Source organism: Burkholderia orbicola (genome assembly GCF_900100915.1).
In the GTDB taxonomy this organism is placed as follows: domain Bacteria; phylum Pseudomonadota; class Gammaproteobacteria; order Burkholderiales; family Burkholderiaceae; genus Burkholderia; species Burkholderia orbicola.
The window spans coordinates 1,261,766-1,279,726 of the sequence record NZ_FNKW01000002.1; the positions used below are offsets into that span (position 1 = coordinate 1,261,766).

Sequence of the window (17,961 nt, forward strand, 5' to 3'; positions counted from 1 at the left end):
TGCGATGCGCGTCCCTATTCTCGATCGCATGACGGCGCGGGGCTCTGCCGCGCCGCTTTTCTCTACCCCACGGAATTTCCCATGCAAGCGAACCGCCACCAGGTCCGGATCGACGCGCTGATCGACGCGGCGCAGGACATCCGCTGTTTCCGGGTCTCGCGCGTCGACGGCCAGCCGTTCGACGCGTACGAACCGGGCGCCCATATCGACGTCACCGCGCCGTCCGGCATCACGCGGCAGTACTCACTGTGCGGCAACCCCGACGAGCGCGGCAGCTATCTGTTCGCGGTGAAGAAGGAAGCGCAGTCGCGCGGCGGCTCGCGTTCGCTGCACGACGACGTGAGCGTCGGCGCCGAGTTGTCGATCGGCACACCGCGCAACCTGTTTCGTCTGACCGATGACGCGAGCGAGCACGTGCTGATCGCGGCCGGTATCGGCATCACGCCGCTGCTGTCGATGGCGTATGCGCTGCACAAGCGCGGCGCGCGCTACCGGCTGCACTACTTCGCACGCAGCCGCGCGCATGCCGCGTTCGTCGACGCATTGTCGGCCGAACCGTTCGCGTCGCACGTGACGTTCCATTACGGCGTCGAGCCCGACGCGCTCGCGGCCGAACTGGGCCGCTGCGTCGAATCGATCGACCCGACAGCGCATGTCTATACGTGCGGCCCCGGGCCGTTCATGGACGCAGTCGTCGCGGCCGCGGCCGAGCGCATCCCGGAAGACGCGATTCATCTCGAACGCTTCGCGGCGGAACCCGTCGCCGCGGATGCGGGCACTGCCGAAGCCGGTTCCGGCCCGGCCGACGGCTTCGAAGTACGCCTGCAACGGAGCGGCCGGTCGGTGCGCGTCGCCCCCGATACGTCGATCGTCGACGCACTCGCGCAGATCGGCATCGAGGTCGATACGTCATGCGGCGAAGGCGTGTGCGGCACCTGCATGGTGCCGGTGCTCGACGGCGAGCCCGATCATCGCGACCACTGCCTGAGCAAGGCCGAGCGCGCGAGCAACACGGTGATCTGCTGCTGCGTGTCGCGTGCACGCTCGGCGGTGCTCGTGCTCGATCTCTGATGCGCCGAGCGCGCCGCCATGCCGCGGCGCCGATCTAGCGCTCGATTGAGGCACCGATGCACCGGTGCACTGAAAAAGCCGATGCGGACCAGCGCTGGCGACACGCACCGGCGCACCATCGCACACCGCCCGACCGTCATTCGTCGAAACGCTCGACGATCTCCGCGAGCAGCGCGCGCATCCACGCGTTGCCCTCGTCCTCGTGGAAGTGCTCGTGCCAGTGCATCGTCACCGGCGCGGGCGGCAGCGTAACCGGCAGTTCATACAGACGGAATGCGTTGTCGCGGTTCAGGATCTGCGCGAGCCGCCTCGGCAGCGTCGCATACAGATCGGTGACCGACAGCACGCTCGGCAGCGCGACGAAGTGCGGCACCTCGAGCGCGATGTTGCGGCCCACGCCCTGCACGCGCAACGCGTCGTCGAGCGCGTGGTGACTGTGCTCGACCGATTTCACGTTGACGTGCGCGGCGCGCACGAACTGCTCGAGGCTCAGCGCAGCGGCCGTCGGCAGCCCGCGCCGGCGCCCCGTCATGCACACGTAGGTTTCCTCGAACAGCACCTGGTGGCGCGTGCGCGGCATCAGCTCAGGCAGGTTGCCGATCGCGAAATCGAGCCGGCTCGCGCGCAGCGCTTCCTCGATCTCCTCCACCGGCAGCGGCTGCACGCTCAACGTCACGCGCGGCGCACGCTCGCGCAGCGCCTGGCAGATCGCCGGCAGGTACGCCATCTCGCCGGCATCCGACAGCGACACCCGGAATGTGCGCGTGCTGGTGGCCGGATCGAAACGCTCCGCATAGCGCAGCGCCACGCGCACCATGTCGAGCGCCTTGCCGACGATGCCCGCGAGTTCGAGCGCGACCGGCGTCGGCTGCATGCCCGAGCGCGTCCGCACGAACAGCGGATCGTCGAACAGCGTGCGCAGCCGGCCGAGCGAATAGCTGACGGCCGGCTGCGACAGCGCGAGCCGCTCGCCGGCCTTCGTCAGACTGCGTTCCTCGACGATCGCCTGGAATACGCGCAACAGGTTCAGATCGAGATGATCGACCGATGTCATCGTGACCTCCATCATTTGCCGCATTTATTTGATCATCGATTTTAGATCAATTTGACCGATATGTAGCAGAAGACGAGACTGGTCCCCGGACGCTGCGCACGGCGCGGCCCGATTTTCGCGACTCTTTCCCCACGACGACGATGAGCGACATTGCCTACCAGACGATCGACACCCGCGCGTTGCATGGCCTCGCGCAGCCCGACCGCATCGCGCCCGCGATGTATCACGACCCCGCGCTGTTCGAAGCCGAGCTCGACCGCATTTTCTACCGCACCTGGATCTGGGTCGCGCACGACAGCGAGCTGCCGAACCCGGGCGACTTCATCACGACGACGATCGGCCGCCAGCCGGTGATCGTCGTGCGCGACAAGACCGGCGAGATCAACGTGCTGCAGAACCGCTGCCGCCATCGCGGCGCGACCGTGTGCGAAGCGCACAAGGGCAACGCGAAGGGCTTCACGTGCCCGTATCACAGCTGGTCGTATGCGCTCGACGGCACGTTGCGCGCGCTGCCGTACGGCGACGGCTACGAAGGCGTGTGCGACAAAGGCGACCTGCCGCTCGTGAAGTTGCGCGTCGGCGTGTACCAGGGTCTGATCTTCGCGAGCTTCAACGACGCGATCGAGCCGCTGGAAGATTTCCTCGGCGGCGCGAAGCCGTGGATCGACCTGTTCATGAAACAGGGCGCCGGCTACCCGATCAAGGCGAACGGCGAACACAAGTTCAAGTTCAAGGGCAACTGGAAGATCCAGCTCGAGAACACCACCGACCTCTACCACTTCCCGGTCGTGCACAAGTCGTGGATGAAGTCGATCGACGACGAGACGGCCGCCGCGATCACGAGCTTCATGACGAGCGAGCACGCGTTCTGCCGCGGGCTCGGCAACGGCCACAGCCTTGCAGTGCTGATGCCCGAGCTGATCGATCTCGACGACGACGACGGCGCACCGCTGCCCGAACGCTTCGCGCCGCTCGCGGCGAAGCTCGCCGAGCGCCATGCGCCGGACGAAGTGCGCCGCATCGTGCGCTCGCTGATGGGCGTCGGCTTCAACCTGAACCTGTTCCCGAACCTCGCGCTGTCGATGGCGTTCTTCCGCGTGCTGCGGCCGATCTCCGCGAACGAAACCGAGATCCGCCACGTCGCGCTCGCGATGGACGGCGGCCCCGACGAAGCGAACCGCGAGCGGCTGCGCATCCACGAGCACTTCCAGGGCCCGTTCGGCTTCGGCAGCCCCGACGACGCGGAAGCCTGGGAGCGCGTGCAGCGCGGCGCGCATGCGGGCCCCGACGTACCGATCCTCGTGAATCGCGGGCTGAACCGCGAGACGACCGCCGCGAACGGCGAAAAGACCGCGCATGCGACCGACGAAACCGGCATGCGCGAGGCCTACCAGCAATGGCGCAAGATGATGGAGCAACAGTGATGGACGACCGCAACGCCCTCTTTTCCGAGCAGACCTTCGCCCGCGCGGTCGAATTCGTGTGGCGCGAAGCCGAGATGCTCGACCGCCGCGACTACCGCGCGTGGCTCGACCTGTGGGACCGGGCCGGCCACTACGTGGTGCCGATCGATCCGGACACGACCGATTTCGCGGCGACGCTGAACTACGTGTTCGACGACCAGGACATGCGCGAGAAGCGCGTGCAGCGGATGGTGTCCGGCTATTCGGCGTCGGCCACCGACGCGGCGCGCACGGTGCGCACCGTGTCGCGTTTCACGCTGGAGAGCGGCAGCGCCGATACCGTCGAACTGAAATCGGCGCAGGTCGTGGTCGCGTACAAGCGCGGCGTCGCGACGCTGTTCGCGGCCGACGTCACGCACAAGCTGCACGTCGATGCCGACGGCGAGATGCGCATTGCCGAGAAAGTCGTGCGCCTGATCGACTCGACCGAAGCGCTCAGCGCGATCGGCTTCCTGCTGTAAGCCGTGGCCGGTTCACCGTCGCCAACGCAATGGTGAACCGGGCACCTTCACCCGTGAGCGGCTGCCGGCTCACGATCGCCAGCGCAAAGGTGAGGCGGTCACCTTCACCTTTCAGCGCGACCGCTTCGCCGTCACTCGCGCAATGGTGAGCCCGTCACCTTCACCTTTCCGGACGACCATGCCCACACTCGAAGTTTTCCTGCCGGCCGGCCACGACGACGCGCGCAAGGCCGAGCTGATCGCCCGGCTCAGCCACGCGACCGTCGACGCGATCGGCGCACCGATCGATTCGGTGCGCGTGCTGCTCACCGAACTGCCCGCGACGCATATCGGCCTCGGCGGCCGCAGCGCCGCGGACGGCGCGCCGCCGTCGCTGCCGGTGATCGTCGCGATCCTGATCGCCGGCCGCACCGATGAACAGAAGCGCGCGCTGATCGCCGCGCTGTCCGACGCGGGCGCGAACGTGCTCGACGCGCCGCTGCAAGCCACGCGCGTAATCATCAAGGACATTCCGAACACGGATTTCGGCATCGGCGGCCAGACCGCGCGGGCGCTGGGGCGCTGACCATGCGTCGCGCGTCGCTGCTCCGCCATGACGCGCCGACGCGGTTGCGCTCAACCGTCGGCGAGCGGCAGCGTCACGCGGCAGTCGAGTCCACCGCCCGCGGCCGGCGTCGCGGCGATCCGCCCGCCGTGGCGCGTGACGATGCTCTTGCACAGCGACAACCCGATTCCGTTGCCGCCGGCCTTCGACGACGAGAAGCCGTCGAACAGCCGATCATGCGCGCCGGCCTCGATCCCCGGGCCATTGTCGATCGCCCGCAATTCCGCATGGCCGGCCACGTTCGCGGTGCCGAGCGTCAGCGTGCGCGGCACGCGCTCGCGGCCGGCGAATGCCTCGATCGCATTGAACGCGAGATTCAGGATCACCTGCCCGATCAGCACGCGTTCGCAGCGGATCGGCAGAGGCGCGTCGGCCTGCACGATCGTGACCGTTACGCCGGCCTCCTTCGCGCGCAGCTCGATGAAGTACGCGACGTCCGCGAGGATGTCGCGCAGGTCGGCGCGCGCGACGACCGGCTCGCGCTTCACGATGAATTCGCGCACGCTCTTGATGATCAGCGCCGCATGCTCGGCCTGCCGGTCCGCGCTGCGCAGCCCCCAGATCGCGTCGTCGACGGCGCCGTTGCCGTTCAGCCGCCGCACCGCGCCTTCGATGAAATTGCGCACCGCGGCGAGCGGCTGGCTCAACTCGTGCGCGATCACGGTCGCCATCTCGCCCATCGCGTTGTAGCGGCCCGCGTATTCGAGCATCCGCGCCTCCGCGCGCCGGGCCTCCTCGATCGCGACTTCGTCGCTCACGTCGCGGAACTGCACGAGCAGCCCGTCGAGATCGCCTTCGATCTCGACCTGCCGGCACAGGATGCGCAGCCAGCATGCCGAGCCGTCGCGCCGCACGATCCGGTAGCGCTGCGGCGCGGACGGGCACGCGGACGGCGCGTCGCGCAACTGCGCAATGAGCCGATCGCGATCGGCCGCGGAGCAGTAGTCGAGCACCTCGCCGAGCGGCTCGTCGGGCGCGAGCCCGAGCACGCGGCGGCCCGACTCGCTGATGAACTGCACGCCGCCGTGCGGCGTCACGACCGCGATGCCTTCGTCGAGATCCTGCATGAACTCGCGCAGCCGCGCCTCGTAGCGGCGCAACTGCTGGCGGACCGCCTCTTCCGCGCTGATGTCGCGAAACTGCACCATCACGACGTCGCGCCCGCGCAGCGGCACGTAAGTCGCGGTGGCCTCGGACAGCATGTCGACGCCCGTACGCGAGCGATAGCACCACTCGTACACCTGCGGGCCATCGACGCGCGCGCGATCCCACGCGCTCACCGCGATCTCGCGCTGGTACTTCGGCTCGGGACGCGTCATGTCCGGCGCCTTCAGCGGCAGCAATTCCTCGACGGAAAAGCCGAGCGCGATGCACGCGGCGCGATTCGCCCACACGATCGCCCGGGTGCGTGCGTCGTGCAGCAGCACGCACGTGGTCAGCGCGTCGAGCAGCCGGTGGAAATCGTCTTCGTCGGGAAAACTCATGATCGGATTCGGAGGAAGGCGCGCGGCATCGCGCGGCCGGAAACCCAACATAGCACCGGCGCGCGCCGATCGCATCTGAAGATTTCTTTAGGCCGGCACGGAGCGTCACCAGTCGCTCGGCCCAACGCACCAATTGATGCGTGTTTTCGGCGTTTCTAGACTGGTTGCATCGTCTTGCCCCCCCGCAACCGACATCGCCCCCCATCCCCAGGAGACTTTCATGCCGCAAGCCGCTCTCGCCATCGAATCCGCGCCGACCTCGCCGCCCGCGACGCGTCCCGCGGCCGGGCAGCTGTCGCCGCTCGACGCGGTGATCGAAACCGTCGCCGCGCGCCGCGAGGAATTCGACCGGCTGTCGCACGTGCCGCGCGACGTGATCGCGCTGTTCAAGCAGGCCGGCATCTATCGCGCGGGCACGCCGCGCCGCTTCGGCGGCGATGCGCTCGCGCCGACCGCGTTCCTCGACATGATCGAACGGATCGCGACCGCCGACGGCTCGGCCGCATGGGTCGCGAGCTTCGGCTCCGCGAACGTCTACCTCGCCGCACTGCCGCTCGACACGCAGGCCGAGCTGTACGCGAGCGGCCCCGACCAGGTGTTCGCGGGCGGCCTGTTCCCAGTGCAGCCCGCGCAGGACGCGCCGGGCGGCTGGCGCGTGAACGGCACGTGGAAATTCGCGAGCGGCTGCAAGGGCGCCGACTGGCTCGGCGTCGGCATCGCCGTGCCGGGCGCGCAGGACGCCGCGCCGAACAAGCCGCGCACGGCCGTGTTCCGCGCCGCCGACGTCGAGATCGTCGAGAACTGGAGCGTGGTCGGCATGCAGGGCACCGGCAGCCACGATTTGCGCGTGAACGACCGCTTCGTGCCGGAGGCGTGGACCTTCGTGCGCGGCGGCGAACCGACCGTCGACGAGCCGCTGTACCGCTATCCGACCGTCGCGTATGCGGCGCAGGTGCTGGCCGTCGTCAACCTCGGCCTCGCGCGTGCGGCGCTCGACGTCGTGAACCGCATGTCCGGCGGCCGCCAGACGACGACCGGCGCGCCGCGCCTCGCCGATCGCGCGTATTTCCGCATCGAGCTCGCGAAGGCCGAAGCGCAACTGCGCTCGGCGCGCGCGTTCTTCTACGACGCGACCGACACGGTCTGGCAATCGATCCTCGCCGGCAATCCGGTCACGCCCGATCAGGTCAGCCTGCTGCGGCTCGCGGCCACGCAGATCGCCCGCGAAGGCGCGAGCGTCGTCGAACGCGCGTATCGCCTCGGCGGCACGGCGGCGATCTATCGGTCGCACCCGCTGCAGCGGCTGCTGCGCGATGCGATGGTCGTCACGCAGCACGCGTTCCTCGCCGAGGGCAACTTCGACGGCGCGGGCGCTGTATTCACCGGCGTCACGCCGTTTCCCGGCTACCTGTAACCCGCGTCGACCGACGCTTTTGACGAACGCGCATGAAGCCGAACCCGACGGAGCATCACCGGCCGGTTCATGCGCCCGACCGATTCCCCTGGAGAACCCGATATGTCCGATTCGAATCCGCTGCCGCTGCGCGTCCTGTTCTGTTGCGGCGTGTCGCAGAATTTCTTCGACCTGCCACGCGAGCAGATCGGCGAAGTGTGGCAGGCGTACGGCGCGATGCTCGCGGCCGTCGAGGCGATGCCCGGCGTGCGCGTGCTCGGCGTGATGGACGACGACCGCCTCGTGGTCGGCCAGGCCGATGGCGCGCCGTGGACCTTCTACATCATGGCCGACGTCGCCGATTTCGACACGACGGTCGCCGTGTGCAACCTGTACCGCACGACGCCCGTCGGCGAATACAACCTGTGGCGCTACGGCAAGATCGAGGCACGCGTGGGCCGCGCGCTGACCGTGCCGCCGGCCGCGAAACCCGCGGCGTGAGGCGTGCGATGACCGAGCTGTCACCCGCCGCGATCGACGCGCTCGTGCAGCGCGTCGCGGCGCTCGACGCCGAGCGCGCGGTGCGCGCGACGATCACGCGCTACATGGCGCTGTGCGACGTACCCGAAGAGGCGGGCGACGGCCCGTCGCTCGCCGAATTGTTCACGCCCGACGCCGTATGGGAAGGCATCGGCCCGCAGTACGCGCACAAGTTCGGCCGCCTCGAAGGCACGGCCGCGATCGTCGCGATGCTCGGCCGCTACCTGCCGCCCGATCCGCATTTCTCGGCGAACCTGCACTTCCTGACGTCGGAGTCGATCGAGATCGCCTCCGATCTTGCAAGTGCGCGCGGCCGCTGGATCATGCTGCAGGCGTCGCGCTACGCAGACGGCGCGGCCGAGCTGATCGCCGCGCGGCTCACGATCGATTTCGCGCCGGCCGCCAACGGCGCCGCGTGGCTGATCCGCCATTTCCGCACCGAACGCGTGCTCGACGGCCCGTGGCCGCTCGCCGCCGCGCCACGGCCCTGACGTTTCCCGCTGCTTTCGCACGATACCGACCATGACAGGCTTCATCGACACCTTCACGCTCGGCGGCCCCGGCCCGACGATCGCGATCAAGGACACGATCGACATCGCGGGGCATCCGACCCGCGCGGCGAGCCGCGCGCTCGCCGATGCGCCGCCCGCCGAACACCACGCGGACGTGGTCCGCCTGCTGCTCGACGCCGGCTGGCAGATCGCCGGCAAGGCGAACATGCACGAACTCGCGTTCGGCATGACCGGCATCAACGACTACACGGGCACGCCCGTCAATCCGCAGGATGCCACGCGCATTCCCGGCGGCTCGTCGAGCGGCTCCGCATCGCTCGTCGGACTCGGCGCCGTCGACGCGGCGCTCGGCACCGATACCGGCGGCTCGATTCGCGGGCCGGCCGCCTGCTGCGGCGTGGCCGGGCTGAAGCCGACGTTCGGTCGCGTGTCGCGCCGCGGTGTCGCACCCGCCGATACCACGCTCGATTGCGTCGGGCCGTTCGCCCGCGAAATCCGCACGCTCGTCGCGGTGATGGCCGCGATCGCACCGGGCTTCGACCGTGCGCGGGCGACGGCAACCGCGGCAGGCTGCACGGTTGCGCAACTCGCCGTCGAAGCCGATCCGGCGATCGCCGCCGCGCTCGATGCGGCCGTTCGCGCATCGGGGCTGCGTTCGCACACGGTGGTGCTCGATGAAATGCCGGCCGCGTTCGCGGCGGGGCTCACCGTGATCAACGCGGAAACGTCGCGCGCGTTCGGTCATCTGGTCGCGAGCGGCAAGCTCGGCGCCGACCTCGATGCGCGATTGCGTGCGGCCGCAACGACCGCGCCTGCGGCATTGAAGGAAGCCGAAGCCGTGCGCGCACGCTTCACCGCGCAGGTCGATGCCGCGCTCGAACACGCGGACGTGCTGGTGCTGCCGACGCTGCCCGCGTTGCCGATCACGCTGCAGCAGGCACGCGACGGCGTATCGGTGATCGCGATGTCGTCGCTGATCCGGCCGTTCAACCTGAGCGGCCATCCGGCGCTCAGCCTGCCGCTGCCGCTCGCCGGTTCGCCGTTGAAGGCCGGCTTGCAGATCGTCGGACGCAAGGGCGCGGACGAACAGGTCTGCGCGATCGCGGCACACTTCGAGGCGGCACTCGCCGCATGAACCACGATGCGGGTGCCGCTGCCACCGGCGCGCGCCCGCGAACCACGGAATTCCACACCATGTCAGATCGAGTCGTCCTCGTCACCGGCGCCGCGCGCGGGCTCGGCGCCGTCATCGCCGAACGCTTCCATGCGGCCGGCTATCGCGTCGCGCTGGCCGACATCGCCGCCGACGCGATTCACGCGCATGCGCGCGACCTCGACCCGAGCGGCGAGCGCGCGATCGCGCTGCCGCTCGACGTCACGTCGAAACGCGATTTCGAAGCGGCACGCGATGCACTCGTCGCGCGCTGGGGCACGATCGACGCGCTGGTCAACAACGCAGGCGCATCGAAGGTCGTGCCGGCGATGGAAATCACGGCCGAGCAGTTCGACCAGGTGATCGACGTAAACCTGCGCAGCGTGCTGTTCGGCTGCCAGGTGTTCGGCCAGTACTTCGCGCAGCGCGGCGCGGGCCGCATCGTCAACATCGCGTCGCTCGCCGGGCAGAACGGCGGTTCCGCCACGGGCGCGCACTACGCGGCCGCGAAAGGCGGCACGCTGACGCTGACCAAGGTGTTCGCGCGCGATCTCGCCGCGCAGGGCGTGACCGTCAACGCGATCTCGCCGGGCCCGCTCGATCTGCCGATCGTGTACGAAAGCGTCGCGCCCGAAAAACTGCGTCAGGTGCTCGCGAGCCTGCCGGGCGGCAAGCTCGGGTCGGCCGGCTTCGTCGCCGATGCGGCCGTGCTGCTCGCGTCGGGCGACGCGCATTTCGCGAACGGTGCGTGCTGGGACATCAATGGCGGGCTGTACATGCGTTGAACGGCGGCACGCATCGGGCGTGTGGTGCCGTGCGCAATACGTGTGGCGTATAGGGCACGCGTGGCGCCTGCCTCGCCTGCTCCACGTGCTTCGTGTGCCGTGGCGTGCCTGCGCAGCCCGTCCGCAAGCAGCCCCGACCGCTAGCGCGACGACTCCCCGTCGTCGCCCCACACGACCATCACGTCGCGCACCAGCGCGGCGATCGACGTCGCGCCGAGCTTCTCCTTGATGCTCGCGCGATGCACGTCGACGGTCTTCACGCTGATCGACAGATCGGACGCGATCTGCTTGCTGCCCTTGCCGTCCACGACGCCGCGCAGCACTTCCTTCTCGCGCGCGGTCAGCGCGTCGAGCCGCTGGCGCAGCTCGCGGTGGCGCTGGCTCACCGCATGCCGCTGCTGCGCGAGCCGCAGCGCACGCTGCACGCGCTCGAGCATCTGCTGCGAGTTGTACGGCTTCTCGACGAAATCGATCGCGCCGTTCTGCAGCGCGCGCACCGACATCGGAATGTCGCCGTGCCCGCTGACGAAGATCACCGGCAGCGTCGCGCCGCGCGCATTCAGTTCGGCCTGCACGTCGAAACCGCTTTTCTCCGGCATCCGCACGTCAAGCACGAGGCACGCGGGCAGGTTCACGTCGAAACGCGCGAGAAAGTCGGCGGCGTTCGCGAACCCTTCGGACGCGATGCCGACCGATTCCAGCAGCCACGCGAGCGACGTCCGCATGCCGCTGTCGTCGTCGACGATGTATACGATCGGTGCGGGTGACGTCATCGCGGGTGTCTCGCTGAATATCGGTATCGGGGTCGCACGCGCCGCGCGCAACGCCGGTGGCCGGCGTATCGCGCGCGTCGTTCGCTGGGGATGTGCGGCACATCATAACGAGCCGAAAATCCGCTGCAAACCCCTGCACGTGCCGTACGAACGCGCAATCGCGGTTTTTTTCGCACGCGGCGGCACGCATCTAGGTAGAACCTTTAGACGCGTCGGCAGGAACGCCATCCCGATCGCCAATCGTGCGAATGGTCGGCCGCATTTTCGCGACGTACGCTTGGGTCATCGTCGGCGATCCGGCGCTGCCGTTGCAGCGCTGCGCGGTTCGCCGCCTTCGTCCAATCAGGAGCGCCCATGTCTTCCACGACCGATATCCAGCGACCGGCGCGCGTCGAACCGACCGACGCGCAGAAGGCCTTCCGCCAGGCGATGGCCCACCTCGGCGCGGCCGTCAACGTGATCACCACCGCGGGGCCGCACGGCCGCTGCGGGATCACCGCGAGCGCCGTGTGCTCGGTCACCGACGCGCCGCCGACGCTGCTCGTGTGCCTGAACCGGTCGAGCGCGATGCATGCGACCTTCGAGCGCAACCGCCAGGTCTGCATCAACGTGCTGCCGGCCGAGCACGAGTTGCTCGCGCGACACTTCGCAGGACTCACCGACCTGCCGATGGAACAGCGCTTCGAACTGCCCGTGTGGGATCGCGGCGAACAGGACGTGCCGGTGCTGCGCGATGCGCTCGCGAGCCTGCAGGGTACGATCGCCGAGATGAAGGAAGTCGGCTCGCATTCGGTGATGTTCATCGAGGCGACGTCGATTCGCGTGCGCGACGACGGCGACAGCCTGATCTACTTCAGCCGCGCGTTTCATCGCGTGTCGCGCACCGCGTGCGTGCGGTAACGATGCCGGCATGTGGCGCGGCGTGCGCGTTCGGGCGGACTACGCAGGCGCCCGCAGCGCACGCTGCCCGGCCGCAAGTGCGGCGCCCGCGAACAGCGTCAGCGCCGAATACACGAGCCCGCGCGCGAGCCCCGCGCTGTCCGACACCCAGCCGATCGCGACCGGCCCCGCGATCTGCCCGAAGGCGAAGACCGTCGTGAATGCGCTGATGCCCTTCGCCCAACCATCGGGCGGCAGGTTGTGCCGCACGAAGGCGGTCGTGGAGGCCACCGCCGACAGGAACGTCGCGCCGAACAGCAAGCCCGACGCGAACGCCGCAGCCGGATGCACGAACAGCGCGGGCATCAGCGTCGCGACGCCGAGCAGCGCGTTGAGCACGGCGAGCGCCTGGCCGCCGCGCATCCGGTCGAGCAGCCCCGACCACAACCGCGCCGACACGACGGTCGCGACGCCGAGCATCACGTAGAACGCGGCGACCACCGTGCCGCTCATCCCCGCGCCGCGCAGCAGCGCGACGATGAACGTCATGTAGCCGATATAGCCGACGCCGAACAGGCCGTAGCCGGCCAGCGCGAGTGCGAAGCGGGCCGGGCTCGCGGTCACGGCCGGTTTCGCGCCGTCGGCCTGCGTGGCCGGTGCCGCATGCGCATGCTCGATGCGGCGCGCGGCCGACACGGCCACCGCCGAGAACAGCACGCACGCCGTCGCGAGGGCGAACCATGCCGGCTGCCAGCCGTGTACACGGTGCACGAGCGTCGCCGGCACGAGCAGCGACGATGCAACGATGCCCCATCCGGTGCCGCCGTAATAGAGGCCGAGCAGCAGCCCTGCGTCGCGCGGCGACGCGGATGCGAGCCGCGCGGCCAGCACGCCGCCGCTGATGAAGATCAACGCACTGCCGACACCCGTTGCGAGCCGCTGCGCGAGCAGCGCGTGCATGTCCGACGTGAGCCCGCCCGCGGCCATCAGCACGGCGGTCAGCACACAGCCGGCCGCGAGCAGCGTGCCCGCACGCCAGCGCCGCGACAGCAGCGGGAATGCGAGCGCACCGATCAGGTAGCCGGCCGCGTTCGCCGTGTTCAGCGCGCCGGCCTGCGCGAACGTCCAGCCGAGGTCGGCCTTCATCGGCGGCAGCAGCAGCGCATACGAAAAGCGGGCGAGGCCGAGCGCGATCGCGCTGCCCAGCGACAGGCAGATCGCGAGCCGCCACGCGGCCATGCGGCCGGGATCGGTTGCGCCGGCGTCCGGCCGCGAGCGGCCGGCACGCTCCGGTTGCGGCACTGCACGCATCGGGGTGTCTCCTTCGTTGTTCGATTCCGGGGCGTTCGCCGCCGTCGGTCGATCATACTGGAGCCGTGAAACCGGTGCGCGCCGGCGGCAGAAACCCGCCGGCCGTCGCACCCGGGCTCCGCTCCCCGGCGCGACGCGCGCAACGGCCGGAAAACGCGGAATGCCGGCCGGCGCCGGCACGCACTACCGCCCGAGTCCGGCCGCAAACGCCGCAAGCAGCGCGCGCCCTTCGGGCCATCCGCCCAACTCGGACGCCGCGTTCAGATGGCCGCGCGCGCCGAGCAGAAGCGGCGTCGCGCCGTGTTCCGTGGCCCATTCGAGCGCTCGCCCCGCCGGATCGTACGGATCGTCCGCGCTCGCGATCGCCAGCACCGGCACGCGCCCGAACCGACCGCCCGGCAGGTTCGCGAACGCGGCGGCGGCAACCGGAAAACGCGGCCCTGCCGGGTCGGGCACGGCCACGAGAAACGCGCCGCGCACCGCGCGCGCCGACCCGGCACGCCAATGCGCGAACAACAAACAGCCCAGCGAATGACAAATCACGAGCGGGGGCGCCCCGGCGTTCGCGACGGCCGCGTCCAGCGCCGCCGTCCAGTCGGCGAGGTCGGGCGCCTCCCACGAAGCCGGCGCGATGCGCGCGGCGCCGGGAAACGCCGTCTCCCAATGACTCTGCCAATGATCCGGTCCCGAATTGCCGATACCCGGCACGATCACGATCGCCTGATCCATCACGCCCTCCGTCAACTGAAACCCGGAGTGTGACCACGCGCCGGTCGGCAGGGAATGGCAAGTCATCGGTTATTGAGACAAAATGCCGATGAATCAACGGTACCGGAGGACCGTCATGCCGGAAGAAGCACTGGATCGCCTGGATCTTGCGATCCTCGAAGCGCTGCAGGAGAACGCGCGGACGCCGCTGTCGGAAGTCGGCAGGCGCATCGGGCTGTCGCAGCCCGCCACCTCGGAGCGCGTCAAGCGGCTGGAAGAACGCGGCATCATCGCCGGCTACGGCGCACGCATCGATCCGGCCGCGCTCGGGTTGGGCATGATGGCCATCATCCGGCTGAAAACGACTCACGAGCACATCAAACCGGCGCTGCGCGCGTTCGCCGAGATGCCGCATGTCATCGAAGTCCACCGCATGACCGGCGAGGACTGCTTTCTGCTGAAGGTGCTGGTGCCGACACCGGGCCAGCTCGAAACGCTCATCGACGCGATTGCGCGCTTCGGCGCGGTCACGACTTCGCTGGTGCTGCGCTCCGAACCGACCAAGACGATCGGAAAGGCGTTGCTTGGATGACGTGCGGATGCTGATTGACTGCGTGACGCATGGAATCATGCGGACCGGTTCGAGCACCAGGCGATCACGCACGCGTTTTCGTGAATGACATAAAACGCAGCAATCGAGGCAATTGAATTCAAATTGAAAATAACCGAATTCATTTCGTCGATCCGGATTCCTTCCGCTAAAAAAATTATTCGTGATCTGTCGCTCGTTTTATCCTGCTTTTCCAATATGTGAATCGCGAATGCCTCGTGTTTAGCACGTCACGGCTAAAAACACTGCAACGCATTGCATTCGAAAATTCGTCAGACTAATATCGACGCCACTCGTCCGGCATTCACAAAATATCGAACGAGGAGCGGTCATGTTTTTTCCGCGCTTTCATGTTGAATCACTCATGTTCACCACAGGAGAATTGACATGCAGGAAACCCAGCAGATCGAATTGCTTGACTGGATGCAGGAAGACACGCACCCCGAGGCCGTCGACATGATGGTCGAGGACGCCGTGGTGCCGTTCGGCACCGCGCTCTGGCCGGTCTGAGCGGGCCACCCGTTCTCGCGGAAGGGCCGCGGCCCTTCCGCCGCTTCCGGAGATACGCATGCTGAACCTGCACCGCGCGCTCGGCTTTCACCCCGCGTTGCGCGACAAGCTGGCCCGCGGCGAATCGGGAAAACTGCTGGTCGGCCATGACACCCGCAACCGCGACATCGCGTTGCGCGCCTTTTCCGCCCTGCCCGATTCGCTCGACGCGACCACCCTCTGCCTCGAAAGCACCCCGCCCGCCGACATCGCCGCCGCGCTCGACGCCGCCGACCTGTTCGTGCTGCTGTACGACTCGTCGTGCCTGCCGACGCCGTCGCCGAGCGGGCCGCCCTTTCTCGCCGCGATCCGCCCCGCGATCGTCGAGCACTGGAGCAAATCGGTTTTATTCAAGGATTACGGCCCGCACCTCGACGAGGCGTTCGCCGAATCGCTCGACGACATCGCCGCGCGCAATGGCCGGCTGATCGACGCGGCCGCGCGCGCGTCGCAGATCCGCTTCATCGACGAAGCCGGCAACACGCTGACGGGCTCGCTCGCGCCGGACCAGAAATGGACGAGCGTGGACGGCATGGGCAACCTCGACGTCGTGCCCGGCGAGATCGCGACGCACGTGACCGACCTCAACGGCTCGGTCGTGTTCAGCGGCACCTTTCTCGGCACCGTGCCGTTCGCGATCAAGTACAAGGTGGCCGAGCGGCTCGCGACGCTGCATGTCGAGCACAGCACGATCGTCGATTTCGATACCGACGATGCGGGCTTCCGGCGCGATTTCACGACCTATCTCGACCGGCACGCGAATCACCGGCGGATCGAGGAATTCGGCATCGGCACGAACCTCGGCATCCGCGGCCTGTACGGCCGCAACGCGGGGTTCGAGGAACGCCATCCGGGCCTGCATCTCGGACTCGGCGGCGGCGAAAACGGCAGCCACCATCTCGACCTGATCTTCGCGCGCGGCACGCTCGCGCTCGACGAGCGGATCGTGTTCGACGGCGCGTTCGCCGTCTGACGCAGCGAGCAGGTTGCTCAGGCTTCGGCGGCCGCCGCGTCGCCGAGCCACTTGAACATCACGAAGCAGTCGACGAAACCGAGCCGCGCGTGACGGTATGCGCGCGGCAGCCGGCCGACGATCTCGAATCCCAGCTTCTGCCACAGCGCGACCGCGACCTCGTTCGTCGCGACCACCGAATTGAACTGCATCGCGAGGAAACCGCGCTCGCGCGCCACCTGCTGCGAGTGCTCGCACATCAGGCGCGCGACGCCGCGGCCGCGCGCGGCCTCGCTCACCATGTAGCCGCAATTGCTCACATGCTTGCCGGGCCCGGCGGCGTTCGCCTTCAGGAAGTACGAGCCGAGCACTACGCCGTCCTCCTCCGCGATCCACGTACAGAGCGGCGCGTCGAGCCACAGTGCGCGTGCCGCTTCCTGGGTCGGTTCGGGATCGAATGCATAGGTTTCCTGAGCAGCGACGATGGCGCGGTAGGTCGGCCAGAAACGCGCGAAATCGTCGTCGGTCATCGGGCGGATCGTGATCATGCGGGGTCTCTCGTGAGTGGGATGTCGACAGGCAGGACAGGCAAGCGAGCGATCGTACCGCGATTCATCGACGGTCGCCGGCTCGCCGCGCCGCGCTGCGATACGCGCCCGGCGGCACGCCGTACCAGCGCTTGAACGCCTGCGAGAAACTGGATAGATCGCTGAAGCCGAGCCGTTCGGCCACGTCCGCGAGCGACAGCCGCGCATCGCCGAGCAGCGTCTCGGCCATCGCCCCGCGCGTCTGCGCGAGCAGCGCGCGAAACGTCGTGCCCTCCTCCTGCAAGCGCCGCTTGAGCGTGCGCGGGCTCGTGTTCATCAGGCGCGCCATGTCCTCGAGCGAGAACGGCGCGCTGCCGGGCGTCGCGTTCAGGTACTGGCGCACCATCTCCGACGTGCCCACGCGCGCACGCCGTGCTTCGACGAGTTGCCCGCACATCTGCTCGCACATCGACACCGTCAGCGGATTCGCATGCGGCAACGGCCGGTCGAGGAACGCACGGTCGAACGCGAGGCTGTTCGCCCGCGCCGAGAACGTCGGCTCGATGCCGGCGATGCGCGGCGCCGCGAGCGCCGGCGAACGCGCGGCCTGCAGCGTGAAGCGCGACAACGCGAAATCGCCGCTGGCGATTTCGTGCAGCAGCACGGCCGCGGCCGTCATGTCGCGCTCGACGAGGAACCGGCTCAGGTCGGCGTCGAGTTCCGGCGCGCCGAAGCTGAGCACGCCAGTGTCAGCCGACTCGCGGTACGTGATGACGGTGTACGCATACGTGAGCGGCAAAAAACGCATCGCGAGCGCGAGCGCATCGCGTCCGGTCGCGCTCGCGATCAGCCCGTAGCCCCACACGCCGTACGCGGAGAAGTGGTAACGCCGGCCGACCTCGAACCCGAGGCCCTGTGCCCGGCCGAGCGCGCGCAGCAGGTTGCCGGTCAGCCGCAGTTCCTGCGCGGCCGTCACCTCGACTTTCGGGTCGTCGAGCTGCGCGCTCGCGAGGCCCGTGCCGGCCAGCAGCGTGGCATGCGGCACACCGCGTTCGTCGCCGAAATCGACCAGCAACCGGGCGCTGGCCGGACTCCGGGTGAAATCCCAGAAGCTCATGCGGAGAAACCCTCG

Annotated in this window: 20 protein-coding genes; 13 read left to right on the forward strand and 7 right to left on the reverse strand. The window is 68.7% G+C overall.

The features are described 5' to 3' along the window. Positions 1 to 81 precede the first annotated feature (81 nt). Complete coding sequence (locus BLS50_RS22570; RefSeq protein ID WP_074804197.1) at positions 82 to 1,071, forward strand: PDR/VanB family oxidoreductase; 990 nt, start codon at positions 82 to 84, stop codon at positions 1,069 to 1,071. A gap of 136 nt (positions 1,072 to 1,207) precedes the next feature. Here BLS50_RS22570 and BLS50_RS22575 read toward each other — a convergent pair whose 3' ends face one another. Further along, on the reverse strand, positions 1,208 to 2,125 hold the full coding sequence (locus BLS50_RS22575) for a LysR family transcriptional regulator (RefSeq protein ID WP_074806609.1): 918 nt from the start codon (positions 2,123 to 2,125) through the stop codon (positions 1,208 to 1,210). A gap of 140 nt (positions 2,126 to 2,265) precedes the next feature. Here BLS50_RS22575 and BLS50_RS22580 point away from each other — a divergent pair, with 140 nt between their 5' ends. From BLS50_RS22580 to BLS50_RS22590, 3 genes are all read left to right on the forward strand, one after another. Continuing rightward, complete coding sequence (locus BLS50_RS22580) at positions 2,266 to 3,549, forward strand: aromatic ring-hydroxylating oxygenase subunit alpha (protein ID WP_074804199.1); 1,284 nt, start codon at positions 2,266 to 2,268, stop codon at positions 3,547 to 3,549. Next, positions 3,546 to 4,049 (forward strand): aromatic-ring-hydroxylating dioxygenase subunit beta, encoded by a 504-nt coding sequence (locus BLS50_RS22585; protein ID WP_074804201.1) that lies wholly within the window; start codon positions 3,546 to 3,548, stop codon positions 4,047 to 4,049. Before BLS50_RS22580 ends, BLS50_RS22585 begins: the two co-directional genes overlap by 4 nt. Positions 4,050 to 4,227: 178 nt before the next feature. Then, complete coding sequence (locus tag BLS50_RS22590; protein WP_027811337.1) at positions 4,228 to 4,614, forward strand: 2-hydroxymuconate tautomerase family protein; 387 nt, start codon at positions 4,228 to 4,230, stop codon at positions 4,612 to 4,614. A 50-nt stretch (positions 4,615 to 4,664) separates the two neighbouring features. Here BLS50_RS22590 and BLS50_RS22595 read toward each other — a convergent pair whose 3' ends face one another. Beyond that, positions 4,665 to 6,212, reverse strand: coding sequence for an ATP-binding protein (locus tag BLS50_RS22595; RefSeq protein ID WP_074804203.1), 1,548 nt, complete (start codon positions 6,210 to 6,212; stop codon positions 4,665 to 4,667). Positions 6,213 to 6,357: 145 nt separating this feature from the next. On the opposite strand from BLS50_RS22595, the gene BLS50_RS22600 reads away from it, so the two are divergent. The 5 genes from BLS50_RS22600 (at position 6,358) to BLS50_RS22620 (ending at position 10,520) form a co-directional block, all read left to right on the forward strand. Beyond that, entirely contained in the window at positions 6,358 to 7,551 is a 1,194-nt protein-coding gene (locus BLS50_RS22600) for an acyl-CoA dehydrogenase family protein (RefSeq protein WP_074804205.1), read from the forward strand. 102 nt (positions 7,552 to 7,653) lie between these two features. After that, on the forward strand, positions 7,654 to 8,031 hold the full coding sequence (locus BLS50_RS22605) for a hypothetical protein (protein ID WP_006490490.1): 378 nt from the start codon (positions 7,654 to 7,656) through the stop codon (positions 8,029 to 8,031). A gap of 8 nt (positions 8,032 to 8,039) precedes the next feature. Next, positions 8,040 to 8,561, forward strand: coding sequence for a nuclear transport factor 2 family protein (locus BLS50_RS22610; RefSeq protein WP_074804207.1), 522 nt, complete (start codon positions 8,040 to 8,042; stop codon positions 8,559 to 8,561). Positions 8,562 to 8,592: 31 nt separating this feature from the next. Next, positions 8,593 to 9,717, forward strand: a complete 1,125-nt coding sequence (locus tag BLS50_RS22615) for an amidase (protein WP_074804209.1) — start codon at positions 8,593 to 8,595, stop codon at positions 9,715 to 9,717. Between the two features lie 59 nt (positions 9,718 to 9,776). Next, the gene (locus tag BLS50_RS22620; protein ID WP_074806612.1) at positions 9,777 to 10,520 is read left to right on the forward strand and encodes an SDR family NAD(P)-dependent oxidoreductase; all 744 of its coding nucleotides are present in this window, start codon (positions 9,777 to 9,779) and stop codon (positions 10,518 to 10,520) included. A 140-nt stretch (positions 10,521 to 10,660) separates the two neighbouring features. On the opposite strand, the gene BLS50_RS22625 is transcribed toward BLS50_RS22620, so the two are convergent. After that, on the reverse strand, positions 10,661 to 11,293 hold the full coding sequence (locus BLS50_RS22625; protein ID WP_006479687.1) for a response regulator transcription factor: 633 nt from the start codon (positions 11,291 to 11,293) through the stop codon (positions 10,661 to 10,663). A gap of 354 nt (positions 11,294 to 11,647) precedes the next feature. Here BLS50_RS22625 and hpaC point away from each other — a divergent pair, with 354 nt between their 5' ends. Next, entirely contained in the window at positions 11,648 to 12,193 is a 546-nt protein-coding gene (gene hpaC, locus BLS50_RS22630) for a 4-hydroxyphenylacetate 3-monooxygenase, reductase component (protein WP_006479688.1), read from the forward strand. A 39-nt stretch (positions 12,194 to 12,232) separates the two neighbouring features. Here hpaC and BLS50_RS22635 read toward each other — a convergent pair whose 3' ends face one another. After that, the gene (locus tag BLS50_RS22635; RefSeq protein WP_074804211.1) at positions 12,233 to 13,483 is read right to left on the reverse strand and encodes a YbfB/YjiJ family MFS transporter; all 1,251 of its coding nucleotides are present in this window, start codon (positions 13,481 to 13,483) and stop codon (positions 12,233 to 12,235) included. Positions 13,484 to 13,666: 183 nt separating this feature from the next. Further along, positions 13,667 to 14,212, reverse strand: a complete 546-nt coding sequence (locus BLS50_RS22640; protein ID WP_074804213.1) for an RBBP9/YdeN family alpha/beta hydrolase — start codon at positions 14,210 to 14,212, stop codon at positions 13,667 to 13,669. 115 nt (positions 14,213 to 14,327) lie between these two features. On the opposite strand from BLS50_RS22640, the gene BLS50_RS22645 reads away from it, so the two are divergent. The 3 genes from BLS50_RS22645 (at position 14,328) to BLS50_RS22650 (ending at position 16,323) form a co-directional block, all read left to right on the forward strand. Beyond that, a complete protein-coding gene (locus tag BLS50_RS22645) occupies positions 14,328 to 14,783 on the forward strand; it encodes an Lrp/AsnC family transcriptional regulator (protein WP_074804216.1) in 456 nt (151 codons plus the stop codon). A 405-nt stretch (positions 14,784 to 15,188) separates the two neighbouring features. Further along, positions 15,189 to 15,311, forward strand: a complete 123-nt coding sequence (locus tag BLS50_RS36395) for a hypothetical protein (protein ID WP_006479692.1) — start codon at positions 15,189 to 15,191, stop codon at positions 15,309 to 15,311. Positions 15,312 to 15,369: 58 nt separating this feature from the next. After that, positions 15,370 to 16,323, forward strand: coding sequence for a M29 family metallopeptidase (locus BLS50_RS22650; RefSeq protein WP_011694639.1), 954 nt, complete (start codon positions 15,370 to 15,372; stop codon positions 16,321 to 16,323). 17 nt (positions 16,324 to 16,340) lie between these two features. Here BLS50_RS22650 and BLS50_RS22655 read toward each other — a convergent pair whose 3' ends face one another. Together BLS50_RS22655 and BLS50_RS22660 are read right to left on the reverse strand one after the other, a co-directional pair. Continuing rightward, entirely contained in the window at positions 16,341 to 16,850 is a 510-nt protein-coding gene (locus BLS50_RS22655; RefSeq protein WP_053526629.1) for a GNAT family N-acetyltransferase, read from the reverse strand. 64 nt (positions 16,851 to 16,914) lie between these two features. After that, positions 16,915 to 17,946: an AraC family transcriptional regulator gene (locus tag BLS50_RS22660; RefSeq protein WP_023476096.1), complete on the reverse strand. Its 1,032-nt coding sequence runs from the start codon at positions 17,944 to 17,946 to the stop codon at positions 16,915 to 16,917. Between the last annotated feature and the right edge of the window lie 15 nt (positions 17,947 to 17,961).